We start from the raw sequence: 20,289 nt of genomic DNA, 5'->3' as shown, positions 1-20,289 counted from the left end.
ACGCACCGGACCGCCGAGGCGTGGCCGTCCGGTGCAGTAGTCGGTGCGGGTGACCGGAAAGTTCCCGGCCCGGGTCAGCGGGCGTCGGTGCTGCGCAGGGTGAGGATTCGTACGCTGCGCTCACCGGTGTGGGCGTCGCGGCCGTGCCAGCAGCGGTAGTTGTCCAGCACGAGGATGTCGCCTGCGCCGAGGGTGAAGCGCGGCAGTCCCGGCTCCAGGGCGCGGACGGTCTCGTCGAGGCGGGCGAGCATGGCCTGTACGCGGACGGCTTCGGGATCGCGGTGCAACGGGGCGGCGCCGTCGGTGCGGCGGACGATGCGCCGTCCGGTGCGGGTGTATTCGACGTGCCGGCCGACGCGCGGGACGGCCGGCAGGCCGCGCAGCCCGGCCCAGACGCCGTACAGGTCGACGTCGGTGTCCGTGAGGAAGCCGTGCAGTTCGGGATCGGCTGCGGCGAGGTCGTCGGCGACACGGTAGGCGTCGACGGCGAAGGACTCGCCGCCGGCGGGTGCTGGGCGTACGCACTGGACGAGGACGAAGTCCTCGTCGGGGTCACGTCGGCGGCGCGGTACGCCGCCGACGTCGACGGTCAGGTCGAAGCTGTCGGCGTGCAGGTGGACGGGGCTGCCGTCGCGGGACGTGCGCAGGCGCTGCGGGTACAGCTCCGCCAGGCGGCTGCCGAGGACTTCGGCAGCCGCGACGACGAGGGCGTCGGCGGTGGTGTCGCGGCCGGTGAGGACGACGGCGCCGACGCGGGCCAGCGAGTCGCCGGTCTCGTGCGCGCGGGCGGCGGGGAGGCGGTCGGGGACGACGCCGGGGCCGTTCGCGCCCGGGGACACGTCGGCCGGCTGTCGCAGGAGGTGGTTGCTCATGTGTCCTTGCTCGCGAGGGGTGCGGGGTGGCGGGAGAGGTGCTTGGCGGTGGGGGTGAGCAGAGCGGCGGCGGGGGCGAGGAAGCAGACCAGCGCGCAGACGCCGAGGACCGGTCGGAGGCCGAAGGCGTCGATGGCCGGGGCGATGAGCGCGAGTCCGACGGGGGCCAGGCCGTAGGAGACGAGGAAGTCCAGCGAGGAGACCCGGGCGAGCTTGTCCGGCGCCACCTCGCGTTGGGAGGCGGTGAACCAGGGCACGTTGAACAGCTCGATGCCCAGGCCCGCGATCGCGTAGGCGGCTATCACGACGACGAAGTGGACCGGGAAGATCAGACTCAGCGGGGCGAACCCGTACGCGGCGAGCGCGCCCAGGGCCGCCCAGCCCTGGGCGCGGGGCCGCCAGCGGGCGATGACCAGGGCTCCGGCGAGCGCCCCTGCGGTGTAGGCGGTCAGCGCGGCGGCGAGCACCACCTCGGTGTCGTACCGGTCCCGGCTGACCAGGGGCAGCGCGACGCCGGTGGCGGAGTAGCCGGTGAAGATGACGGCGGTCAGCGCGCCGAGCCCGGCGACGAACCAGGGGTGGCGGCGCGCCTCGCGTATCCCCTCGGTGAACTCCCTGACGAAGGAGTCCCGGTGCTCTGCGGCGGCTGCCCCTGCCCCGGCGCCCCGTCCCGGCACCAGCGCGGCGATCAGCCAGAGCAGTCCGATGCCCAGCAGCAGCCCGCGGATGTCCAGGACGACGGCGAGGAGCGCGGCCAGCCCCGGGCCGACGAGCGTGGTGACCCGCACCGCCAGGGTCATCGCGGCGTTGGCCTGCTGCCTGCGGCCCTCGTCGACGACCTCGGCGGTCAGCGCATGGAAAGCGGGACGGCACGCGCCCTGGCCGGCACCCGCCACCGCGGCCGCCGCGGCCGTCAGCACCATCGACCGGCCGAGTCCGGCGGCGAGCAGCGGTGCGGACGCGGCGGCGGCCAGGCCGGACCAGAGCACCACGCCGCGGCGGGAGTGCCGGTCGGCGAGCACTCCGCCGACGGGCACCGCCGCGAGGAAGCCGACGGTGCGGGCGGCCAGCAGCAGACCCAGCTCCGTCGCAGTCAACGCCCGCTCCAGTACCGCCAGTCCGAGGACGAACTGCAGCGCCCAGGTCGCCAGCCCGGATGCCGTGGCCCCGCACCACAGCCGCAGGAACCCCACGTCGAGCAGGACGGACCGCATGCCCGTCCCGGGTGCCCTTGACGGCTCTTCCCCTTTGATGAAAATCATTATCGTTATACTCTCCGGGCTGGACCTTGTTGCATTCAAGTGTGTTGTTGCTCATAAGTTGCAAGAACTTGCCCACCGGAGGACCCATGCGCCACCGCGCCCACCTCGTCGGCGTCGCCCTGTCCCTCGCCGTCGTGACGGCCTGCTCCTCCTCCGACGGCGCCACGTCAGCGGACGACGGCGGCGCACAGGCCGTGACCGTGACCAGTTGCGGACAGAAGCTGTCGTTCGGCGAAGCGCCGGAGCGTGCGGTGACCCTGGATCAGTCCTCCACCGAAACGCTGATCGAACTCGGCCTCGGTGACCGCATGGCTGGCACGTCCAACCTCAAGACCGAGATCCCCGCCGAATACCGGGATGCCTACGACGAGATACCCGTGCTCAGCCCGAAGACCCTCACCGGGGAGCGGCTGCGCGCGGCCACCCCGGACATGGTCGTGTCCTCGTTCTCCGACCTGTTCACCAAGGACCAGGTCGGCACGCGGGCGGAACTGGCCGAGCTCGAAGTGCCCTCGTACATCAGCGCCGTCGACTGCCCGGACGAGAACGACACCGGCAAGACACCCTTCGATCTCCTCTTCGACGACTACGCGAACCTCGGCAAGGTCTTCGGCGTCGAGGAACGGGCCGAGCGGCTGGTCGAGGAGCAGCGCGCCGCAGTGCGGCAGGCGGCCCGCACCGCCGGTGAGGCCGGGGCGGACAGGGAGAAACCGACCGTCGTCTGGGTCTACTCCGTGTACAAGGGCATGCCGTACGTGGCGGGCGGGAGTGCGCTGCCCAGCGAGATGAGCCGCCTCGTCGGAGCCCGGAACGCCTTCGACGAGGTCGACGAGGACTGGCCCGAGGTCTCCTGGGAGGCGATCGCCGAGAAGGACCCCGACGTCGTCGTCATCGGCGACATCCCCGAGCGCGGCGCGGCAGGCGACACCGCCGAGGACAAGCGGAAGATGATGCGCGAGGACCCGCTCGTCTCGAAGCTGACGGCGGTCCGGAAGAACCGGATCATCGAGGTGCCCGGCGTCGAGATGGACCCCTCGGTACGTAGCGTGCACACCCTGGGTCTGGTGGCGGAGGGGTTGAAGGACCTGGGGTATGCCCGCTGAACTCCCGGCGTCCGCCCGCTGTGCGGACCCGCTGCACCCCTCGGCCCGTACCGCATCGCTGCTCCCGGCGACCGCACGGGTGGCGAAGCCGCCGGCTTCCGGCCCCTCGGCGCTGTCCGTCGCCTCGTTGCTCGTGATCGGCATGGCGGCGCTGCTCGCGTCGATGGCAGTGTCGGTACGCATCGGGGTGGCGGACGTCGGCTACGGGGACTTGTGGCACGTGCTCGGGCCCCGGCTGGGGCTGGAGGTCGAACGGCTGCCGCCCCTGGCCGACTCGCTGATCTGGGACCTGCGCCTGCCCCGTGTCCTGCTTGCGGCCCTTGTCGGCGCCGGCCTCGCGGTATGCGGGGCCGCGCTGCAGGCCGTCACGCGCAACCCGCTCGCCGACCCCTACCTCCTCGGCATCTCCTCCGGAGCGTCGACCGGGGCGGTGATCGTGGTCGTCCTGGGTTACGGCGCGGGCTCGCTGGGCGCCACCGGCGGCGCGTTCACCGGCGCCATGGTGTCGTTCGCCCTGCTGATGCTCCTGCTGCGGCGCAGCGGCCTCGACTCGAACCGGGTGGTACTCACCGGCGTGGTGGTCGCGGAACTGTTCACCGCGCTCACGTACCTGATCATGATGGCGTCGGGTGACGCCGACGTCACCCGGGCCATCATCCAGTGGCTGCTGGGCTCCATGGCGTCCGCGCGCTGGGACGCGGTGGCCGTGTGCGCGGTGGTCACGGCGCTCGGCCTGGCGGTGCTGTGGCTCTACAGCGGCGCACTCGACGCCTTCGGCTTCGGCGCCGACACCGCCGCTTCCCTGGGCGTCACCGTACGCAGGACCCGTACGGTCCTCCTCGTCGTCACCTCGCTGATGACGGCGGTCGCGGTCGCCGCCGTCGGCGCGATCGGCTTCGTCGGCCTCATCGTGCCGCACGGCGTGCGATTCCTCGCCGGCCCGCTGCACCGGACGCTGCTGCCGTTCTCCGCCCTTGCCGGCGCGATCTTCCTGGTCTGGACCGACGCGCTCGCCCGCGTCGCCTTCGACCCGCAGGAGGTGCCGGTCGGCGTCTTCACCGCGGTACTCGGCGTCCCGCTCTTCCTGCTGGTGCTGCGCAGAAGAGGTGAGCTGTGAGGATCACCGCCGAGAAGCTGAGCTGGGCGGCCGGCGGCAAGACCATCGTCGAGGACGTCAGCCTCGATCTCGACCCCGGCGAGACCGCCGGGCTGATCGGACCCAACGGATCCGGCAAGTCGTCACTGCTGCGCTGCCTCGCCGGTCTGCGCACCCCGAGCGCGGGCACCGTGCGCTACGACGGCGAGCCCATCGCCGACTGGAGCCCGCGCCGCATCGCCCGCCGGCTCGCCTTCGTCGAACAGACCCCCGGCACCGAGACCGACCTGCGCGTCACCGACGTCGTCGGCCTCGGCCGCACCCCGTTCCGCGACCGCTGGCAAGGACCGGACACCACCGACCGCGCCGTGATCGCCGCCGCGCTCGACCGCCTCGAACTCACCGCCCTTGCCGACCGCTCCTGGAAGACCCTTTCCGGCGGCGAGCGGCAGCGTGCCCACATCGCCCGCGCCCTCGCCCAGCAGCCCTACGCCCTCCTCCTGGACGAGCCCACCAACCACCTCGACGTCAAACACCAACTGGAGCTTCTGCACCTGCTCTCCGGCACCGACCAGACGGTCCTGGTCGCCCTGCACGACCTGTCCCTGGCAGCCCGCTACTGCGACCGCCTGCTGCTCATGCACCACGGCCGACTGGTCGCCAACGGACCCCCCGCCGACGTCCTCACCCCAGCCCGCCTCGCGGAGGTCTTCGAGGTCGACGCCGAGATCGGCCGCGACAGCCTGGACAACCTCACGGTCGCCTACCGCGGCCCCGCACAGAGAGCAACCACACGCGAAGACGGTGCAATCCGCCCGGACAGCGACACACCGAGTTCCGGCGACGGGGACACCGGTGTGCCATCCGCATGCCAGACACCGTGGGGATGACGGGTCGACGAGGGTCAGGAACGGTGCCCGTCGTCACCCGATAGAGATACGTCGTCGCAGGTCATCGGTCCAGCGCACCTTCGGTGCGCGCCGGGGGCGTGGTAAATCTCGTGGCGCGCGCCGGAAGTGCTTCTGTCCGCTCTGACGGGGCTGATGCCGGTCCGGGATGCTGGTGGGGTTCGTTCCGGCCGAAACCGATGCCTCTGTGATGCCGGTGAGCTCGCAGGTCAGCGTGGTGCTGGGGGCCTTCCACGGGAACCGTGGAGTGTTGCTGCGAAGCACGTGCGTCAGAATTCCTGATTCACCCTGGCCCTCCCGGAACGGCGTACTTCTCGGCCGTGAGGGAGGGATCGGGACGTGGACGTGCTGCACGAACGCTGCGCCGGTATCGAGACGGTGTTCTTCATGGACACCGGCCGCGCGATCACCAACACCCTTGCCATCCTCGCCCTGGGCCCCGCGATCCTGGCCGTCCTCCGCCGCGCCACCCGCAAAGCCTCCTACGGCCACGCCCCGGATTCCGCCGCCTCCGGGAACTAACCGGGCTTGCCTCCCGACTGACTAAGTGTGGACTCTCAGGAGAGGGACGACGGTCAGCCACGGCGTGACGCCATGCTGTTCGTCTGCCGACGGTGCCACCCGGAGGTGGGAGAAGGGTGGGTGGTTGAGTTTCGCCGCCGCCTGTACCGGCTGGTAGGGAAGGACTCCCTGACCGTGACGGCGTCGGGGTGCATGCGTACCTGCCCCGAGGGCGGGATCGCTCTCGTCCTCGCGGGTCCGCTCGGTGCGTGCCGCGAGTGGTCCGTGCCACCGGACACCGCGACCGCGGTCGGGCTCATGCACGAGTACCTCGCCCGCCGGCCCGCGGAGTTCACCGAGGCATGCCGAACTGCATGCTCTCCCAGTCCGGTTTGCTTACCGTCGGTCCCTGTGCCGTTGTCCCACCCCGGAGAGGGCTGCGGACATGGCTGAGTCCTACTCCGTGCTCCTGCGCACCCCCCAGGTCCCCGCGGTACTCGGCGCCGGCGTCTTGGCTCGGCTGCCGGTGAGCATGTACGGGCTTGGGCTCATACTCCTGGCGCATCAGAAGACGGGGTCCCTCAGCGCCGCAGGAGCGGTGGGTGCCGCTGCCGGGATCGGCCACGCCGTCTTCGGCCCCGTCCTCGGCAGGGCGGCCGACAAGCACGGTCCAGTACGGCCGCTGCTGTCCGCCGCGGCGGTCAACGCGTGCGCCTTCGGGATCTGTCTGGCGGCTGCCGCCTGGTTGTCGTCGGCCTGGCTGCTCGGCGTTGCGGCCTTTCTCGTGGGGGCGTCGGTGCCGCCGGTCGCCTCGTGTCAGCGCGCGCTGTGGCCGCGGTTGCTCGACGAACAGCGGCGCGAGAGCGCACTTGCCCTGGACTCTCTCCAGTTAGACACCTTTCTCATCGTCGGACCCCTTGTGGTGACGGCGCTGTCCGCCGTAGCGGGTCCCTCCGCCGCGGTGGGTGCGACCGGCCTTCTCCTGGCGGCCGGCACGATCGTCTTCACCTCACTGCCCGTCTGCCGGGCGGCCCGGCCCACGGGTGCCAAGCGGGGAATGAGCCCGCTGCGCGCCGCCGGGTTCGTGCTCCTGCTGTCCACGATCACCGCCACCGCGGCGGCATTGGGCGTCGTACGTGTCTCGCTCATCGGGTTCGCGGACGCCTCCGGTGACGCGTCGTCGGGAGGGGTGCTCTACACCGCCGTCGGCATCGGAAGCGCGGTGAGCGGGCTGTGGTACGGCAGCCGGAACTGGTCCACGCCGGTCGAACGCCGGTACGTGGTGCTGCTGGCCCTGTACGCCGCCTGTGTGCTGTTCCTGCTGGCCGGGACCGGCTTCGCGGTCATGTTCGGGCTGGCCGTCCTCACCGGGATCGCGCTGACCCCCGCGACCATCGGCGAGTTCAGCCTGATCAGCCGCTGCGCGCCCGCGAGCGTGGTCACCGAGGCGTTCGCCTGGGCGACCACCGCCACCTTCGGGGGAAATGCCGTCGGCACCGCCCTCGGTGGCTGGCTCGTTCAGCACGCCCATTGGCGCGCGGGGGTCGTCGTCGCGGCGGGGCTGCTGGCCCTCGCGGCGCTGGCCGCCTTCTGGCGCATAGACCTGCTGCGCCCCCGCACTCCCTCGCCGTCATGAGACGCGAGGGCGGCAACAACCAACCGGAATGCGAATGGAGGTGAACACCATGGCCAAGCTCAAGGTCCAGGTCCGCTCCAAGAAGACGCGCGGCAAGCTGCTGTCGAACCACGCGGCGTAGCCCGTTGAACGGTGGGGTGCGGGGCGGCGCGCTCTGCCGCCCCGCACCCTTCAGCGCTACCCCCCGGAGAGCCCTCCAAGGAGAAACGCCATGAAGCTTCGCCGCACCCGCAGCCTGGTCGGTTACTGGCACGACGGTGACTTCGTTCTCGAAGACTACCTGTCCGCCAAGTCCTCCGACGCGGACGAGGACAACGCGGTCGCCGTCGACCAGGAAGCACTGCTCCTGCTGCAGCGCTTCGACGACTGGACGGATCCGGAGTCGGTTCTCGACGCCCTGTCCGGCTACGACCCCGCGTCCGTGCGCACCGCCATCGAAGCCCTGGCGGACGCGGGACTCCTGCACACACCGGAACAGGCCGAACGGGAGGACCGGCTGGCCTCGGAGTGGGCCGACTGGAGCGAAGAGGCCCGGTTCTTCCACTTCGGCACGAAGGACGCCGTGTACATCGGCGATGACGAGGAGCACCGCTCGGCCGCCACCGCCGTCGCGCTGGAGAGCGGTCCGCCGCCCCCCGTCTTCAAGAGCTATCCCGATGCCCCCAGGGTCAGGCTGCCCCGGGCGTTTCTGCCGTTGCGCCGGGACTTCGACGAGGTGCTGCTGGCCCGGCGCACACACCGGGAGTTCACCGGGGAACCCGTCACACTGCGGGAACTCGCCACGACGTTGCACTACACCTTCGGCCCGATGTACTTCGTGGACGCCCGCGAGTACGGCACGCTCATGATGCGTACCAGCCCCGGTGGCGGCGCACGCCACGAGATCGAGGCGTACGTGGGTGTGCTCAATGTCGAGGGGGTCGCACCCGGCCTCTATCACTACAACGTCGAACAGCACTCGCTGGAACTGATCGACCCCGAGTTCCGGGCCCAGCACGTCGACCGGCTCGGCTTCGGCCAGCAGATGGCGGTCACGGCGGGCTTCGTCGTCTTCCTGACCGCGCTGGTGTCCAGGGCGACGTACAAGTACCGGCACCCGCGCACTCTGCGGATGATCCTCCTGGACGCCGGGCACCTCGCGCAGACCTTCGCCATGGTGAGCACGGCAACGGGTCTGGGCCCTTTCCAGACCGCCGCGTTCCGCGACAGCGAGGCCGAATCCGCCCTCGGCATCGACGGCATCGCCGAGACCGCTCTCTACCTGATCGGCGCGGGCCGCCCGGCCGGGCCGGTCGACGGTCATCCGATCGACATGAGCGTCGCCGCATCACCCCGCTAGCCAGCGCCGGAACCCTCGACGGGCCGCCGGCCCGCCGGGCTTCGGTCTCCCCATCGAGAACGGAAAGACGGAATGCTCAGAGGAACCACTCCCATCGCCACGGCCTTGACGCTGGCGGTGCTCTGCCTGTCCGGATGCGGAGGGCCGGCGGGACGGGACTCCTCCTCGGCCGCCGCCTCCGACGGGAAGCCGTACGAGAAGCGGACGGTGACGGACTGCACCGGGCACACGTCGACGTTCCGGGCGGCTCCGGCCCGGGTGGCGACCGTGACCTCCAGCGTCCTGGAGATGCTGCTGTCCCTGGGCCTGGAGGAGCGGATCTCGGGGATCCAGGCCGTGGCCCCGGGTGCGTTCCGCCCCGGGCTGGAACGTGTCGCGGACGACCTGCCCAAGCTGTCGGGCGAGTACAACCCCAAGTCCTACGCGCCCGTTCAGAAGGAGCAGCTTCTGAACGTACAGCCCGACCTGGTCGTGGGCGGCTGGTCGTCGAACTTCGACAAGGGTCTCGGGGCGCTGAGCCAGGAGCAGCTCACCGAGCGGGAGATCAACTCCTACTACGCGTTCAGCACGGCGTGTGAAACGGCGTCCAAGGCTCCGGTCACCGACTTCGCCTCGGTCTACAAGGATCTGGACAACTACGGCCGGATCTTCGACGTGAAGGCCAAGTCCGACGCCCTGGTATCCGGCATGCGCAAGAAGATCGCTTCGGTCCGGGACCAGGTGGGTTCGGCAGAACCGGTCAGCGTCTTCGGTTTCGAGTACGAGGAGGGCACACAGACTCCCTACGCCCAGGGCAACCGGACCCTCGCCCACGCCGTGATCACCCAGGCCGGCGGCAAGAACATCTTCTCCGACCTGAACGGCACGTATGACAAGGTCAGTTGGGAACAGGTCGCGGACCGCAACCCAGACGCGATCGCCATCGTCGTCTACGGCAAGGACACGAAGGCCGAGTTCGAAAAGGTCGTGAAGGACGCCGAGAAGTTCCTCCTGGGCTTCGAGCCGCTGGCCGGCGTGACCGCGGTCAAAGAACGCAGGTTCATCCCGGTGGCCTACGAGGAGTACGCGGTCGGAAGCGTGCGCAACGCCGACGCCGTCGTCAGCCTGGCGCGAGAACTCCACCCCGGTCTCGTCGGCTGATGCCGCGCACGAAGACCGGGGCGTCCGCCACCCGGTTCGCCGACGGGTCCGGGGCCGCTCCCGGCAGGACCCGCTGGGCGGTAGCCGGCCTGGTCCTGTGCGTGCCCGTGCTGTCCGTGATCGCGCTGGCGGTGGGCTCCGTCGCCATCCCCGCGCCACAGGTCGTGGGGATACTCGTCCACCGGATCACCGGACTCGGCGATCCGAACGAATGGACGCTCGTGCAGGACGGCATCGTGTGGGACCTCCGGCTGCCCCGCGTCCTGCTCGCCCTGCTGGTCGGCGCCGCGCTGTCCGTCGTGGGGGTGGTCGCCCAGGCCCTCGTACGCAACCCGCTCGCCGATCCGTACCTGCTGGGCACCTCATCGGGCGCCGCGCTCGGCGCGGTGGCCTCCATGGTCCTGGGCGTCACCGTCTTCGGCGGGATCTCGGCCGGCTTCGCGGGGTTCGCCGGTGCCCTCGCGGCGCTGCTGATCATCTACGCCTTCGTCACGCTGACGGGAGAGTTCTCACCGACCAGGCTGCTGCTCGGCGGCGTGGTGGTCGGCTCCGGTCTCTCCGGGATCACCAACTACCTCATCTTTCAGGCGGAGGATCCGGGTACGACCAACTCGGCCCTCTTCTGGCTCCTCGGCAGCCTCGCCGGCGCGTCCTGGGACCAACTCGGCATTCCCGCGCTGGGCCTGGTGGCCGGCTTCGCCTATCTCATGTCGAGGGCACGCCAGCTCAACGCGATACTCCTGGGCGACGAGACCTCCGCGAGCGTGGGAGTCGACCCGCAGCGCCTGCGTGTGACGCTCTTCGTCGTCGCCGCACTTCTCACCGGGCTCGCGGTGGCCCTCTCCGGCGCCATCGGATTCGTGGGGCTGATCGTCCCCCACATCGCCCGGATGCTGGTGGGAAACGACCACCGCAGGCTGCTTCCGATGTCAGCGCTGCTCGGCGGACTCTTCCTGCTCACGGTGGACATCGCGTGCCGTACCGTCATGGCGCCGCAGGAACTTCCGGTGGGCGTGGCCACCAGTGTGATCGGGGCCCCGCTGTTCCTCTACCTGATGAGCCGCCGCCACGTTCGACTGGGAGGGGGATAGCAGTGCGCGAGGGCACTCTGGTCATCGAGGGCGTGTCGGTTACCCTCGGCTCCGCCAAGGTGGTGGTGAACGCCGCCCTGGAGGCGCCCGCGGGCACGTTGATCGGCTTGATCGGGCCGAACGGGGCCGGAAAGTCCACCCTGATCCGGACCGTCTACCGGCATCTGCGGCCCGAGTCCGGCACGGTGCGGGTCGACGACCGGGACGTGTGGTCGATGAAGCCGCGCCCGGCGGCCCAACTGATCGCCGGCGTACCGCAGGAGACGAAGGTCACCTTCGACGTCACCGTCGAGGAGTTGGTGGCCGTCGGCCGGACCCCCTATCTCCAGGCCCTGCAGGCCCTGGGCCAAGAGGACCTCGAACGGGTCCGTGCCGCGATGCGGCGGACCGGCATCGATCACATGGCGGACCGCTCCGTGAGCACGCTCTCCGGCGGCGAGCGACAGCGCGTCTTTCTCGCGCGCGCGCTCGCACAGGCGGCGACGGTGCTCGTTCTGGACGAGCCGACCAACCACCTCGACCTCGCGCACCAGGAGGAGCTGATGCGCATCGTCCGCGGTCAGGGTCTCACCACCGTCATGGCCATGCACGACTTGAACCTGGCCGCGGAGTACTGCGACCACCTCGTCGTCATGTGCGAGGGGGGGACCGTACGTCACGGCGATCCGGCGCGGATCATCACGCCGGAGATGCTGCGCAGCGTGTTCGGCGTCGAGGCGGACGTCATCGATCACCCGCGCAGTGGCCGGCCCCACATCGTCCTCGCCGGCCGCAGTCCGGAACCAGGCGTTACCTGACGTACGCCAGGAGCCCGAGTCGGCGCGGGGTCCGGCACCAGACCCGCCCCGGGACGCCCGGGACGCGCTGAGATGCCACAGCAGCGCCACCGTCGTGCCTGGCTTCCTGCGTCGGAGGGCCGCACCGTCGCTGATCGGGCCCGATACGTTGGTTGGATGGGTGCCTCTGTGCAGTATGACCGCCCTGGTCACGTGATCTATCTCAACGGCACATCAAGTGCTGGTAAGACCACCTTGGCACGCGCGATCCAGGAAGAAGGCGACGAGCCGTACCTGTATTGGGGCATCGATACGCTGTTCTCGATGGTGCCGGAGAAATGGGCTGGCGCCCGCGGCGGGCACTTGAGCTTCGAAGGGTTCCGCTACGACCGGTCGGAGCATGACGAGGGCGGCCGACAACTGATCAGCATCCGGTACGGCGACGTCGGCCGCCGGATGCTTGCCGCCGCCTGTGCGTCGGTCGCCAAGCTGGCGCTCAAGGGCTGCAACGTCGTGGTCGACGAGATGCTGCTGGATCCCGATCTGCTGGAGGACTGGCTCCGGGCGCTCTCCGGCGTAGAGGTCTATCTCGTTGGGGTGTACTGCCCGGTCGATGTGCTGGAGGAGCGGGAGGCGGCACGGGGCAATCCGGCGGGCCTGGCGAGGGGGCACCTGCGGACGGTTCATGCCCATGAGGGCAGGTACGACCTGAAGGTCGATACCAGCAAGGTCCCCGCGCAAGAGCTGGCGCGCACGGTCCTTCGGGCTCGCGCGCTGGCTTTACCAGCGGAGCACCATGGCAGCGGACCGCCGCCATGAGGGCAGCGGACCGCTGCCGGGGGAGGCTGTGCCCCGGAAGAACTCGTCGTAGTGAAGGTGGCGGCCCGGGGAAGTGCGGTCGGCGGCCCGCCCAGCGGTAGTGGCAAGGTCAGCGCGCGATGTGGCTCGGACCGTTACCGCGGCTTCCGAGGTGGACGACTCACGCCGCTTGAAGCTCACGAGGGCGCTGCCTTGGTGAAGTGGGCGTCGTCTCTGCGGCTTTCGCCGGCAAGGGGCCGGGCGGCGTAGGTGATGCGGATGACGCGGTCGGCGTGCTGCTCGGCACGGGCGTGAACGCCGAAGACGTCGGCGAGAAGGTCCGGGGTGAGCACCTCCAGGACCGGCCCTGCCGCCGCTACGGTGCCGTGGCGCAGGACGACGAGGTGGTCACAGAGCCGGGCCGCCAGATCGAGGTCGTGCAGCACGGCCAGTGTGGTGATCCCGGTGGCGCGGATGAGATCCAGAAGCTCGAACCGGGCCCGGATGTCGAGGTGGTTGGTGAGTTCGTCCAGAACGAGCAGTCGCGGGTCCTGGGCCAGGGCACGGGCCAGCAGGACGCGTTGACGTTCGCCGCCCGACAGGGAGGCGTACGCACGGTGGGCGAACGGATGTATCCCGCAGCGGTCGATGGCATTCGATACGGCCGCGTTGTCCTGTGGTCCGTCCCGGCCGAGGAGACCGTGGTGGGGCGCGCGTCCGAGCGCGACGATCTCGCTCACGGTCAGGCCGGCGGTGTTGCCGCCGCCGTCCTGCAGAACCGCGGCCGTACGACGGGCCGCGGCCCGGGGAGACAGCGTCCGCACGTCGTCCTCACCCACTTTGATCACCCCTTTCAGCGGGCGCAGTGAGCGGTAGACCGCACGCAGCAAGGTGGATTTGCCGCTGCCGTTGGGGCCGACCAGGCCGACGATGTCGCCCGCGCGGGCCTGAAGACTCACATCGCGCAGGATCGGGTTCCGGTCGAGGGTGATGTGGAGGCGGTCGACGACGAGTTTCATGCGATCAGTCCAAGCCCTTGTTTCGGCGTAGCAGCCACAGGAAGAAGGGGGCGCCGAACAGGGCGGTGAGGATGCCCAACGGCATTTCGTTGGGCCGGTTGAGGGTGCGGGAGAGGAGGTCGACCAGGACGAGGTAGAGGGCGCCGAGCAGAGCGGTGAGAGGCAGCAGGCGACGGTGGTCGGCGCCGATGGTCAGGCGTACCAGGTGCGGGATCATCAGGCCGACGAACCCGATGCTGCCGGCGACCGCGATCACGGTACCGGTCAGCAGCGCACTGAGGACCAGCAGCGCGGTCCGCAACCGGTTGACGTCGACGCCGAGTGCGGTGGCCGACTCGTCACCGGCCAGCAGCACGTTGAGGCGGCGGCCGAAAAGCGACAGCAGCACGGTCGTGACGAGCACGACGCTTGCGACGACGGGGAGTTGGTCCCACTGGGCTCCTGCGACACTGCCCAGCATCCAGAACATGACCGTGCGCAGTTCGGTGGGGGTTGCCTGGAGCTGGACATAGCTCGTCGCGGAGAGAAAGACGTACCCGACGGCGACGCCCGCCAGCACCAGCCGGGTCGGCGCCATCCTCCCTTGCCGCTGGCCGAGCAGGAAGACCAGAGCCCCGGCCACGACCGCGCCCAGGAAGGCCGCCGCGGACACGCCGAGCCCGGCGAGCGCGGCTCCGCCGCCCAGGGTGATGACGAGGACCGCGCCGAGAGTGGCGCCGTAGGAGAAGCCCAGCACGATGGGATCTGCGAGAGGGTTGGACACCACGGTCTGCAGGACCGCGCCGGAGACGGCGAGACCAGCGCCGGCCAGGGCTGCCAGGATCACGCGCGGGGTGCGGAACTTCCACACGATCTGGTCCAGCGCCGGGTCGGACGGCGCCGGTCCGAGGCCGGTGACGTGGTGGAGGACGATGCTCCACACGTCACTGAGCGGAACGCCGACGGCGCCGATGCTGATCGCCACGATCATGGTGCCCGCCAGCAGGAGCGCGAGCAGCATGCACGCCAGCGGTACCGGGATGCGGTTCAGAAAGCGTCGGGGTGCAGCATCTTCGCGACCTTCTCCACGGCCAGATCGTTGCTCGGGCCGAGGTACATCGAGTCGGACAGCGTCACGTACGTGTTGTTCTCGGCCGCCGGCCACTGGGGGAACTCCTTGAGCAGTTTCTCGGCGTAGGCCGCCGGATCGGGGTCGTTGTAGCTGAGGACGACGACGGCGTCGACGTCGGTGGTGGCCACCTTCTCCTTGCTCAGGTCGGCGAAGGTGGTCGTGGCGCTGTCCTCGAAGGCGTTGGCGCCACCGGCCTTGGCGAGGATGTCGTTGACGATGCCCTTGGCGAAGACGGAGCTGAAGTCGTTGCTGCCCATGGACATGTTGGAGAAGAGGACCATGACCTTCGGCTTCCTCTTCCCCTCGACCTTCTCCGAGACCTCCGCGATCTTCTTCTCATTGGCGGCGATCAGCTTCTCGGCCCTGTCGCTGACATTGAAGATCTTCCCCATGTCACGCAGCAGCCGGTAGCTGTCGGCGACGGTCATCTTGGCCGGGTCGTCGTCGCAGCCCTGTGGGGAGATGTAGCTGTTGGCGCCGATCTCCTCAAGCTGGTCGCGGGTGGCGAAACCGTTCTTCTCGTCGAAGCCGTACCTGGTGACGGCCAAGGCGAGATCGGGCCGCAGGCCGATCATGGCCTCGCGCGGGATGTCGTAGGCGTCGTTCGGCTCGACGTCCCCGGTCGGCAACTCCTTGATGGCTGCGGCCCGTCCGGGCACCTCGGACATGCCGTAGCTCTGCTGATTGGACACGATCTTGCCGCCGAGCCCGAGGGCGAGCAGGGTGGAGACCTCAGCGACGGAGGCGCCGTTCATGACGACCACTCGGCTGGGCGCTTTCGTGAAGGTCTGCTCACGTCCACAGTTCTCCAGCGTCACCGGGTAGCCGTCACTCGAAGCGGCCGTGCCGGGCGAGACGTCCTTCGCCTCCTCCTCTGATGACGAACCGCACGCGGCGGTGAGAAGGCAGAGGGCGGTGGCCACGGTGGTGGCAAGTGGCCGGCTTATCGACATGCTGGCTCCCGGAACGTGCTGGAGGGAAAAAGACCACTGCAGTTGTCGGAACGAGAGGACGGCAAGTTCCCGGCGCACCACCACTCAGAAGTTCATAACCATGTGGAACCAGGCCGTGCTGCGAACCGACTCATTGGAAGGCGGAAACCGCTGAACAACCGGCCGGCTCCGCACGCGAGTCGAGACGAACGTGCGTCTCGGCGGTCCTCGGGGCCACCGAAGTTTCCGTGAATGTGGAAGGCAACACGGCACGAATCGACGGAGCGGGTCTCGACGCCCCATCATTGCAATCCGCCATCGAGCTCGAATAACTTGCCCCACCAATACTCCAGCACTATTTGCCGGGCGACCTGCGGGTTTCGCCGGGAGGTCGAGTGCAGCGGGCTGCCGGGGTGGCCCGCGGGGAGAGAGCGACCCGCGAGGTCCGCGCCGACGAGGAGTACCCGTCCGGACAGCCGCGGCCGGGCTCCGCCGAGGGGGCGCAGCAGGGTCGACTCCCCTGCACCTTTCGGGCCGATCAGCGTGATCCGACGGTACTGGCGATGAGCGGACGTCTCGGAGCACGGTGACGGCGGGCCGCCACGGCGGCGGCGCCGGTAGCCCGCGGTGACGGCGACGGCCTCGGGGACCGGCCAGACCGGGCAGGGAGGGCCGCCCGGCCGCCGTTCCCCGGGGGAGGGGTCCGGTGGCCGGCGACGGGTTCCGTCTTCCGGTGTCAGGCCGCGGCCGGCGTCAGGCCGGCCTGTTCGGCGTCGTGCAACTGGCGTGCGAGGGTGGTGCGAGCCCGGTTGACACGGGAGCGCACGGTGCCCACCGGGCAGTCGGTGATCAGCGCCGCCTCCGCGTACGGCAGCCCGACCAGTTGCGTAAGCACGAACGCCTGCCGCCGCTCGGCCGGCAACAGAGCCAGCAACTCCGCCAGGGCGACGGCATCGTCGTGCCCCGGCAGGCCGGTGGGCTGGGCCCACTCCGCCGCGGACAGCCAGTCGTCGGTATCCGCCAGCCGCGGGCGGGCGGAAGCCCGGCGCAGGCTGTCGACCACGGCACGACGGGCGATGGCCAGGAGCCAGGTACGGGCAGACGACCGTCCTTCGAAACGGTGCAGGCTGCCCAGAGCCCGCAGGAACGTCTCCTGGGTGAGGTCGTCGGCGGCCTGCGGATCGACGCCCAGGTAGATCACATAGCGGCGGACGTCGCGGTGCAGGGCGCGGACGACGTGGTCGAGCGCGTCGCGGTCACCACCGCGGGCCGCGAGCGCCCACTCCGTGATCGACTCATCGGACAAAACGGGCATGGGGTGTGTAGTCACGTGTATTCCTTCTCGGATTCCGTGATCCGGACCGGCGCGCAGAGCGGCGGGGTCCGGTGAAAGGGGCGGCCGCGGGCGTACGCGTGCACGCGACCGACGCCCGGGGCGCGGGAGCACGGCGGCTCCTGCTTGCGGCCCCGGGTGACCGGCTGTCGTCAGATGACAGCGGTCCCGGCGGGCGGGCCTCGAGAAGTGATGGAGTGGACGAGAAGACGTGCCGGCGCGGCTTGCGAAGGCACCTGGAAGAAGCGGAGCGTCGGGACAGCCGGTGGCACAGGCGCGACCAACGGGATCTGCAGGGGCGCGGCTGCCCATCCCGCCAGCACGTGCAGGACACGCAGGACGCGGAACACGGCGCGTTCCCCGTACGCCAGCCACAGCCCGCAGACCACAGCGACCAGAAGGTGCGCCCCGAGCATCCCGAAGGAGGACATCTCACCCCCGCCGTGCCCCATGTGGGACATGGAGCCGACATGTTCCGCAGACGTGGCGGCCCCTGCAGAGCCCTCGCCGGGCATGGCGCCCATGGCGTGGCCGGCGCTGTGCTCCATGCCGTGTTGGGTCGAGGGGACATGATGCGCGGTGGCGGTCTCCATGGCTGCCGTGCTGCCGTTGGCCCCCACACCCGTCGGCACGCCGACCCCCGGCGGTGCGCAGAGCAGGTTCTGTGTCCACTTCTCGACGAGGCTCGCGCCACCGCTCGTCGGCTGCCCGGCGGCCTGGGCGAGAGAGAACGCCGCGTGCAGCACCGCCTGCGCCACCACCGTGGCCGACGTGATCGCGACCAGGCCGCGCTCCCGGCCGGCCAGACACCAGGCGAACGGACCGGTGGTGACCGCCGCGGCGGCAAGCGCCCACCAGGGCACCGGCGTCCCCGACATCGTGACGTGACCGACAGCGGCGAGCACGACACACAGGGCCGCGAACGTCGCGGCCCGTACGGTGCGCATACACCACCCGGCAGTCATGGCGGGCTCATCCTCGCATCGGCGTCGGGCGCGCTCAGGGCGGGGTGAGCATTCCCCACCACGACCTGTTCGACTCTTCGTTCGGTGATTCACACCACATGAATCACGGGGAACTCCCCGTCACTCCAGCCCGACCAATGCTTCTGCCTGCTGCCGCGCTGTAGCGCCGTACTGTCGCCCCGAGCGCAGACGCGGTGCGCTACGGCGGCGAGCCCATCGGATGGTCGGCGTGAGGGCGCGGCGGAGCCAGGCTCCGTCTCAATTCTGGCCTCATTCGCGTTGGTCCAGCTCTGTCCGCCAAGTGCTCACGGTCACTGTCGGCCGCATGCCAGAACACCAAGTCCGTCGTCGGCCTCCTGAGCGGCAAAGTCACACATGCAACGCTGGTGGCTGCTCAGCCGCTGTCCCGCAACAGGGCTGCCGCTGGGAGAAATCCGGGAGAAGATCTTCTCCCACAGACTGACCGAGACCACGCGAGACCGATCCGCACCAACGCGCTGACCTGCTCCGTTGCCCATCAGCGCCGGTGCCGATCGTGCGTCTGCTTCGTTCGGGACGAAGAGGTCGTGGGTTCAAATCCCGCCACCCCGACAGCAAAGCACCAGGTCAGGGGCTTGATCCGCTTGATGGATCGGGCCCCTGAGTGGTTTCTGGAGATCTCTTGGGAGAGAACCGGGAGAAGATCAGGGCGTCAGTACGACCCGGCCGAATACTTTTCCCTCGTCCATCGCGCGGTGGGCCTGCGCTGCCTGGTCCAGCGGCAGCACTTCGTGCACGGCCGTGCGTAGGTTCCCGTGCGCGGCGTCGGTGAACTGGGACGACCGTACGGCCTGGCGGTCGGGGGCGGGCACCGTATCCGAGCTGAAGGCGGCGAACGACAACGACTTGCGGAAGGCGTCCATCAGCCGCGTGCCGAAGTCCGCCGGCGGCTGGCCGCCGACTATGCCGACGGCCACGTACCGGCCCGTGGGTGTTCAACTTGTCCAGGAAAAGGGGGAGCTGGGGGCCTCCGACGACGTCTATGACCACGTCGAAGCCCGTCGGTGCGTCCGGGCCGCCCTCGCCGGAGCGGTCCAGGACGTGGGTCGCGCCCAGGTCCCGCAGGCGGGCGCCGCGCTCCGCCGATGAGGTGGTGACCGCCACCGCGCTCGCGCCGTTCCTGGCCGCGAGCTGGATCGCCGTGATCCCGATGCTGCCCGCCGCGCCGCGCACGAGCACCGTCTCGCCGGGGGTGAAACGGGCCCGGTCCAGGGCGAAGTGGGCGACCACGCCGGAGCCGCCGAGGGTCACCGCGTCGGCGCCGGTCAGGCCGTCGGGCAGCGCATGTACGTCGTCGACCGAGGCGACTGCCTGCTCGGCGTACGCACCGGACAGGCCGGTGAACGCCCACACCCGCCGCCCAGTCCACGAGGGATCCACGCCTTCTCCCACCGCGGTGACCCTTCCCGCGACCTCGCTCCCGAGGAGATGGCCCTCCCGGAAGCCGAAGGCCGCAAGCGCTCCCCGGCGGATCACGGCGTCCACGCCGCCCACCCCGATCGCCTCCGTGGCGATCTGCACCTGTCCCGGGGCGGGAACGGGCACGGGCATATCGACGATCTCCAGACCATCGGGGTCTCCGAACGTCCTGATCACGACGGCTTTCATCTCTGCTCCTCGGTCGGGTCGGCGGACGCCGCAGCCGGGGCATCACCCGCCGGGCGGCAGCACCACCGTCGGACCGTAACGGACGCCCCCGTCCGGTTGGCTAAAGTGAGAGACGATGACCGGCCATGTGCCTCGGACCGTGCGCTCCGACGCCCGCGACAATCGGGCCCGTATCCTGGACGCCGCCCGCGCGGTGTTCGGCGAAGAGGGCCTGAGCGCGCCCATGCGCGAGGTCGCCCGGCACGCAGGCGTCGGCCCCGCCACGCTGTACCGGCACTTCCCGACCAAGCAGGCACTGATCGCCGAGACCTTCGCCGAGCAGCGGCGAGCCTGCCGCACCGCTGTCCGGGACGCCCTTGCGGACCCGGACCCGTGGCACGGATTCCGGAGCCTGATCGAGCGGATCTGCGAACTGCACGCGCACAGCCGGGGATTCGCCGACGCCTTCATGACCGCCTTCCCCGAGGCCATGGACTTCGCCGCCGACCAGGAGCGGACCCTGCGCGCGGTCGGCGGACTGGCCCGCCGCGCCCAGGAGGCCGGCCAACTGCGCCCCGGCTTCGCCGTCGACGACCTGATCCTCATGCTCATGGCGCACCGGGGCCTCCAGGACACACCGCGTGCCGACCGGATCACGGCCTCCCACCGCTTCGCGGCCTACGTGATCGAGGCCTTCCGCGCCGCGCCGGAAACGGCAGCGCCTTCACCGCTGCCGCCGGCACCGCACCTGCACCTCACCCCCTCGTCCCGCACGCCGTAG

18 protein-coding genes and 1 pseudogene are annotated in these 20,289 nt (G+C 70.2%); 11 read left to right on the top strand and 8 right to left on the bottom strand.

The annotated features are described in order from the left end of the window. Positions 1-74: 74 nt before the first annotated feature. Together B124_RS28165 and B124_RS28160 are read right to left on the bottom strand one after the other, a co-directional pair. Positions 75-872, bottom strand: coding sequence for a TauD/TfdA family dioxygenase (locus tag B124_RS28165; protein WP_496505793.1), 798 nt, complete (start codon positions 870-872; stop codon positions 75-77). Further along, positions 869-2,086 (bottom strand): MFS transporter, encoded by a 1,218-nt coding sequence (locus tag B124_RS28160; RefSeq protein ID WP_496505792.1) that lies wholly within the window; start codon positions 2,084-2,086, stop codon positions 869-871. Before B124_RS28160 ends, B124_RS28165 begins: the two co-directional genes overlap by 4 nt. Positions 2,087-2,220: 134 nt before the next feature. Here B124_RS28160 and B124_RS28155 point away from each other — a divergent pair, with 134 nt between their 5' ends. The 10 genes from B124_RS28155 to B124_RS28110 all read left to right on the top strand — a co-directional run bounded on the left by B124_RS28155 (position 2,221) and on the right by B124_RS28110 (position 12,543). Then, positions 2,221-3,237, top strand: a complete 1,017-nt coding sequence (locus B124_RS28155; protein ID WP_496505791.1) for an ABC transporter substrate-binding protein — start codon at positions 2,221-2,223, stop codon at positions 3,235-3,237. Next, positions 3,227-4,354, top strand: coding sequence for a FecCD family ABC transporter permease (locus tag B124_RS28150; RefSeq protein WP_496505790.1), 1,128 nt, complete (start codon positions 3,227-3,229; stop codon positions 4,352-4,354). Before B124_RS28155 ends, B124_RS28150 begins: the two co-directional genes overlap by 11 nt. Continuing rightward, positions 4,351-5,223 (top strand): ABC transporter ATP-binding protein, encoded by an 873-nt coding sequence (locus B124_RS28145; protein ID WP_496505789.1) that lies wholly within the window; start codon positions 4,351-4,353, stop codon positions 5,221-5,223. Before B124_RS28150 ends, B124_RS28145 begins: the two co-directional genes overlap by 4 nt. Before the next feature lie 357 nt (positions 5,224-5,580). Further along, a complete protein-coding gene (locus B124_RS28140; RefSeq protein WP_496505788.1) occupies positions 5,581-5,763 on the top strand; it encodes a hypothetical protein in 183 nt (60 codons plus the stop codon). A gap of 424 nt (positions 5,764-6,187) precedes the next feature. Next, positions 6,188-7,378 (top strand): MFS transporter, encoded by a 1,191-nt coding sequence (locus tag B124_RS28135; RefSeq protein WP_496505787.1) that lies wholly within the window; start codon positions 6,188-6,190, stop codon positions 7,376-7,378. A gap of 211 nt (positions 7,379-7,589) precedes the next feature. Continuing rightward, positions 7,590-8,717: a SagB/ThcOx family dehydrogenase gene (locus B124_RS28130; RefSeq protein ID WP_496505786.1), complete on the top strand. Its 1,128-nt coding sequence runs from the start codon at positions 7,590-7,592 to the stop codon at positions 8,715-8,717. 72 nt (positions 8,718-8,789) lie between these two features. Continuing rightward, a complete protein-coding gene (locus B124_RS28125) occupies positions 8,790-9,857 on the top strand; it encodes an ABC transporter substrate-binding protein (protein ID WP_496505785.1) in 1,068 nt (355 codons plus the stop codon). Continuing rightward, positions 9,857-10,948 (top strand): FecCD family ABC transporter permease, encoded by a 1,092-nt coding sequence (locus B124_RS28120; RefSeq protein WP_496505784.1) that lies wholly within the window; start codon positions 9,857-9,859, stop codon positions 10,946-10,948. The genes B124_RS28125 and B124_RS28120 overlap by 1 nt, the downstream gene beginning before the upstream one ends. Positions 10,949-10,950: 2 nt before the next feature. Beyond that, positions 10,951-11,745 carry an ABC transporter ATP-binding protein gene (locus tag B124_RS28115; protein ID WP_496505783.1) on the top strand — a complete coding sequence of 265 codons (795 nt, stop codon included), beginning with the start codon at positions 10,951-10,953 and terminating at the stop codon, positions 11,743-11,745. A gap of 192 nt (positions 11,746-11,937) precedes the next feature. Continuing rightward, on the top strand, positions 11,938-12,543 hold the full coding sequence (locus B124_RS28110; RefSeq protein ID WP_496505782.1) for a chloramphenicol phosphotransferase CPT family protein: 606 nt from the start codon (positions 11,938-11,940) through the stop codon (positions 12,541-12,543). Between the two features lie 176 nt (positions 12,544-12,719). Here the strand turns inward: B124_RS28110 and B124_RS28105 are convergent, their stop codons facing one another. From B124_RS28105 to B124_RS28080, 6 genes and pseudogenes are all read right to left on the bottom strand, one after another. Then, entirely contained in the window at positions 12,720-13,541 is an 822-nt protein-coding gene (locus tag B124_RS28105; RefSeq protein ID WP_496505781.1) for an ABC transporter ATP-binding protein, read from the bottom strand. Positions 13,542-13,545: 4 nt separating this feature from the next. Beyond that, positions 13,546-14,541, bottom strand: a complete 996-nt coding sequence (locus B124_RS28100) for a FecCD family ABC transporter permease (protein ID WP_496505780.1) — start codon at positions 14,539-14,541, stop codon at positions 13,546-13,548. Between the two features lie 26 nt (positions 14,542-14,567). After that, positions 14,568-15,605, bottom strand: coding sequence for an ABC transporter substrate-binding protein (locus tag B124_RS28095; RefSeq protein ID WP_496505779.1), 1,038 nt, complete (start codon positions 15,603-15,605; stop codon positions 14,568-14,570). A gap of 715 nt (positions 15,606-16,320) precedes the next feature. Beyond that, on the bottom strand, positions 16,321-16,899 hold the full coding sequence (locus tag B124_RS28090) for a sigma-70 family RNA polymerase sigma factor (RefSeq protein ID WP_496505811.1): 579 nt from the start codon (positions 16,897-16,899) through the stop codon (positions 16,321-16,323). A gap of 170 nt (positions 16,900-17,069) precedes the next feature. Beyond that, the gene (locus B124_RS28085) at positions 17,070-17,882 is read right to left on the bottom strand and encodes a hypothetical protein (protein ID WP_496505778.1); all 813 of its coding nucleotides are present in this window, start codon (positions 17,880-17,882) and stop codon (positions 17,070-17,072) included. A gap of 683 nt (positions 17,883-18,565) precedes the next feature. Then, positions 18,566-19,529: pseudogene (locus tag B124_RS28080) on the bottom strand (zinc-dependent alcohol dehydrogenase family protein). Between the two features lie 115 nt (positions 19,530-19,644). Between B124_RS28080 and B124_RS28075 the strand changes: the two are divergent. Further along, positions 19,645-20,289, top strand: coding sequence for a TetR/AcrR family transcriptional regulator (locus B124_RS28075; protein WP_496505777.1), 645 nt, complete (start codon positions 19,645-19,647; stop codon positions 20,287-20,289).

The sequence above is a fragment of the Streptomyces sp. CNP082 genome (assembly GCF_059570535.1).
Note: the sequence above shows the minus strand (reverse complement) of the source record. Positions and strands in the feature narration are given on the sequence as shown.

Excerpts from the sequence above, each read along its gene's own strand:
- B124_RS28120 (WP_496505784.1), top strand. The coding sequence starts at position 9,857 with ATGCCGCGCACGAAGACCGGGGCGTCCGCCACCCGGTTCGCCGACGGG.
- B124_RS28135 (WP_496505787.1), top strand. The coding sequence starts at position 6,188 with ATGGCTGAGTCCTACTCCGTGCTCCTGCGCACCCCCCAGGTCCCCGCG.
- B124_RS28150 (WP_496505790.1), top strand. The coding sequence starts at position 3,227 with ATGCCCGCTGAACTCCCGGCGTCCGCCCGCTGTGCGGACCCGCTGCAC.
- B124_RS28100 (WP_496505780.1), bottom strand. The coding sequence starts at position 14,541 with ATGCTGCTCGCGCTCCTGCTGGCGGGCACCATGATCGTGGCGATCAGC.
- B124_RS28165 (WP_496505793.1), bottom strand. The coding sequence starts at position 872 with ATGAGCAACCACCTCCTGCGACAGCCGGCCGACGTGTCCCCGGGCGCG.
- B124_RS28155 (WP_496505791.1), top strand. The coding sequence starts at position 2,221 with ATGCGCCACCGCGCCCACCTCGTCGGCGTCGCCCTGTCCCTCGCCGTC.
- B124_RS28130 (WP_496505786.1), top strand. The coding sequence starts at position 7,590 with ATGAAGCTTCGCCGCACCCGCAGCCTGGTCGGTTACTGGCACGACGGT.
- B124_RS28085 (WP_496505778.1), bottom strand. The coding sequence starts at position 17,882 with ATGACTGCCGGGTGGTGTATGCGCACCGTACGGGCCGCGACGTTCGCG.
- B124_RS28095 (WP_496505779.1), bottom strand. The coding sequence starts at position 15,605 with ATGTCGATAAGCCGGCCACTTGCCACCACCGTGGCCACCGCCCTCTGC.
- B124_RS28105 (WP_496505781.1), bottom strand. The coding sequence starts at position 13,541 with ATGAAACTCGTCGTCGACCGCCTCCACATCACCCTCGACCGGAACCCG.
- B124_RS28075 (WP_496505777.1), top strand. The coding sequence starts at position 19,645 with ATGACCGGCCATGTGCCTCGGACCGTGCGCTCCGACGCCCGCGACAAT.
- B124_RS28090 (WP_496505811.1), bottom strand. The coding sequence starts at position 16,899 with ATGCCCGTTTTGTCCGATGAGTCGATCACGGAGTGGGCGCTCGCGGCC.
- B124_RS28160 (WP_496505792.1), bottom strand. The coding sequence starts at position 2,086 with ATGCGGTCCGTCCTGCTCGACGTGGGGTTCCTGCGGCTGTGGTGCGGG.
- B124_RS28125 (WP_496505785.1), top strand. The coding sequence starts at position 8,790 with ATGCTCAGAGGAACCACTCCCATCGCCACGGCCTTGACGCTGGCGGTG.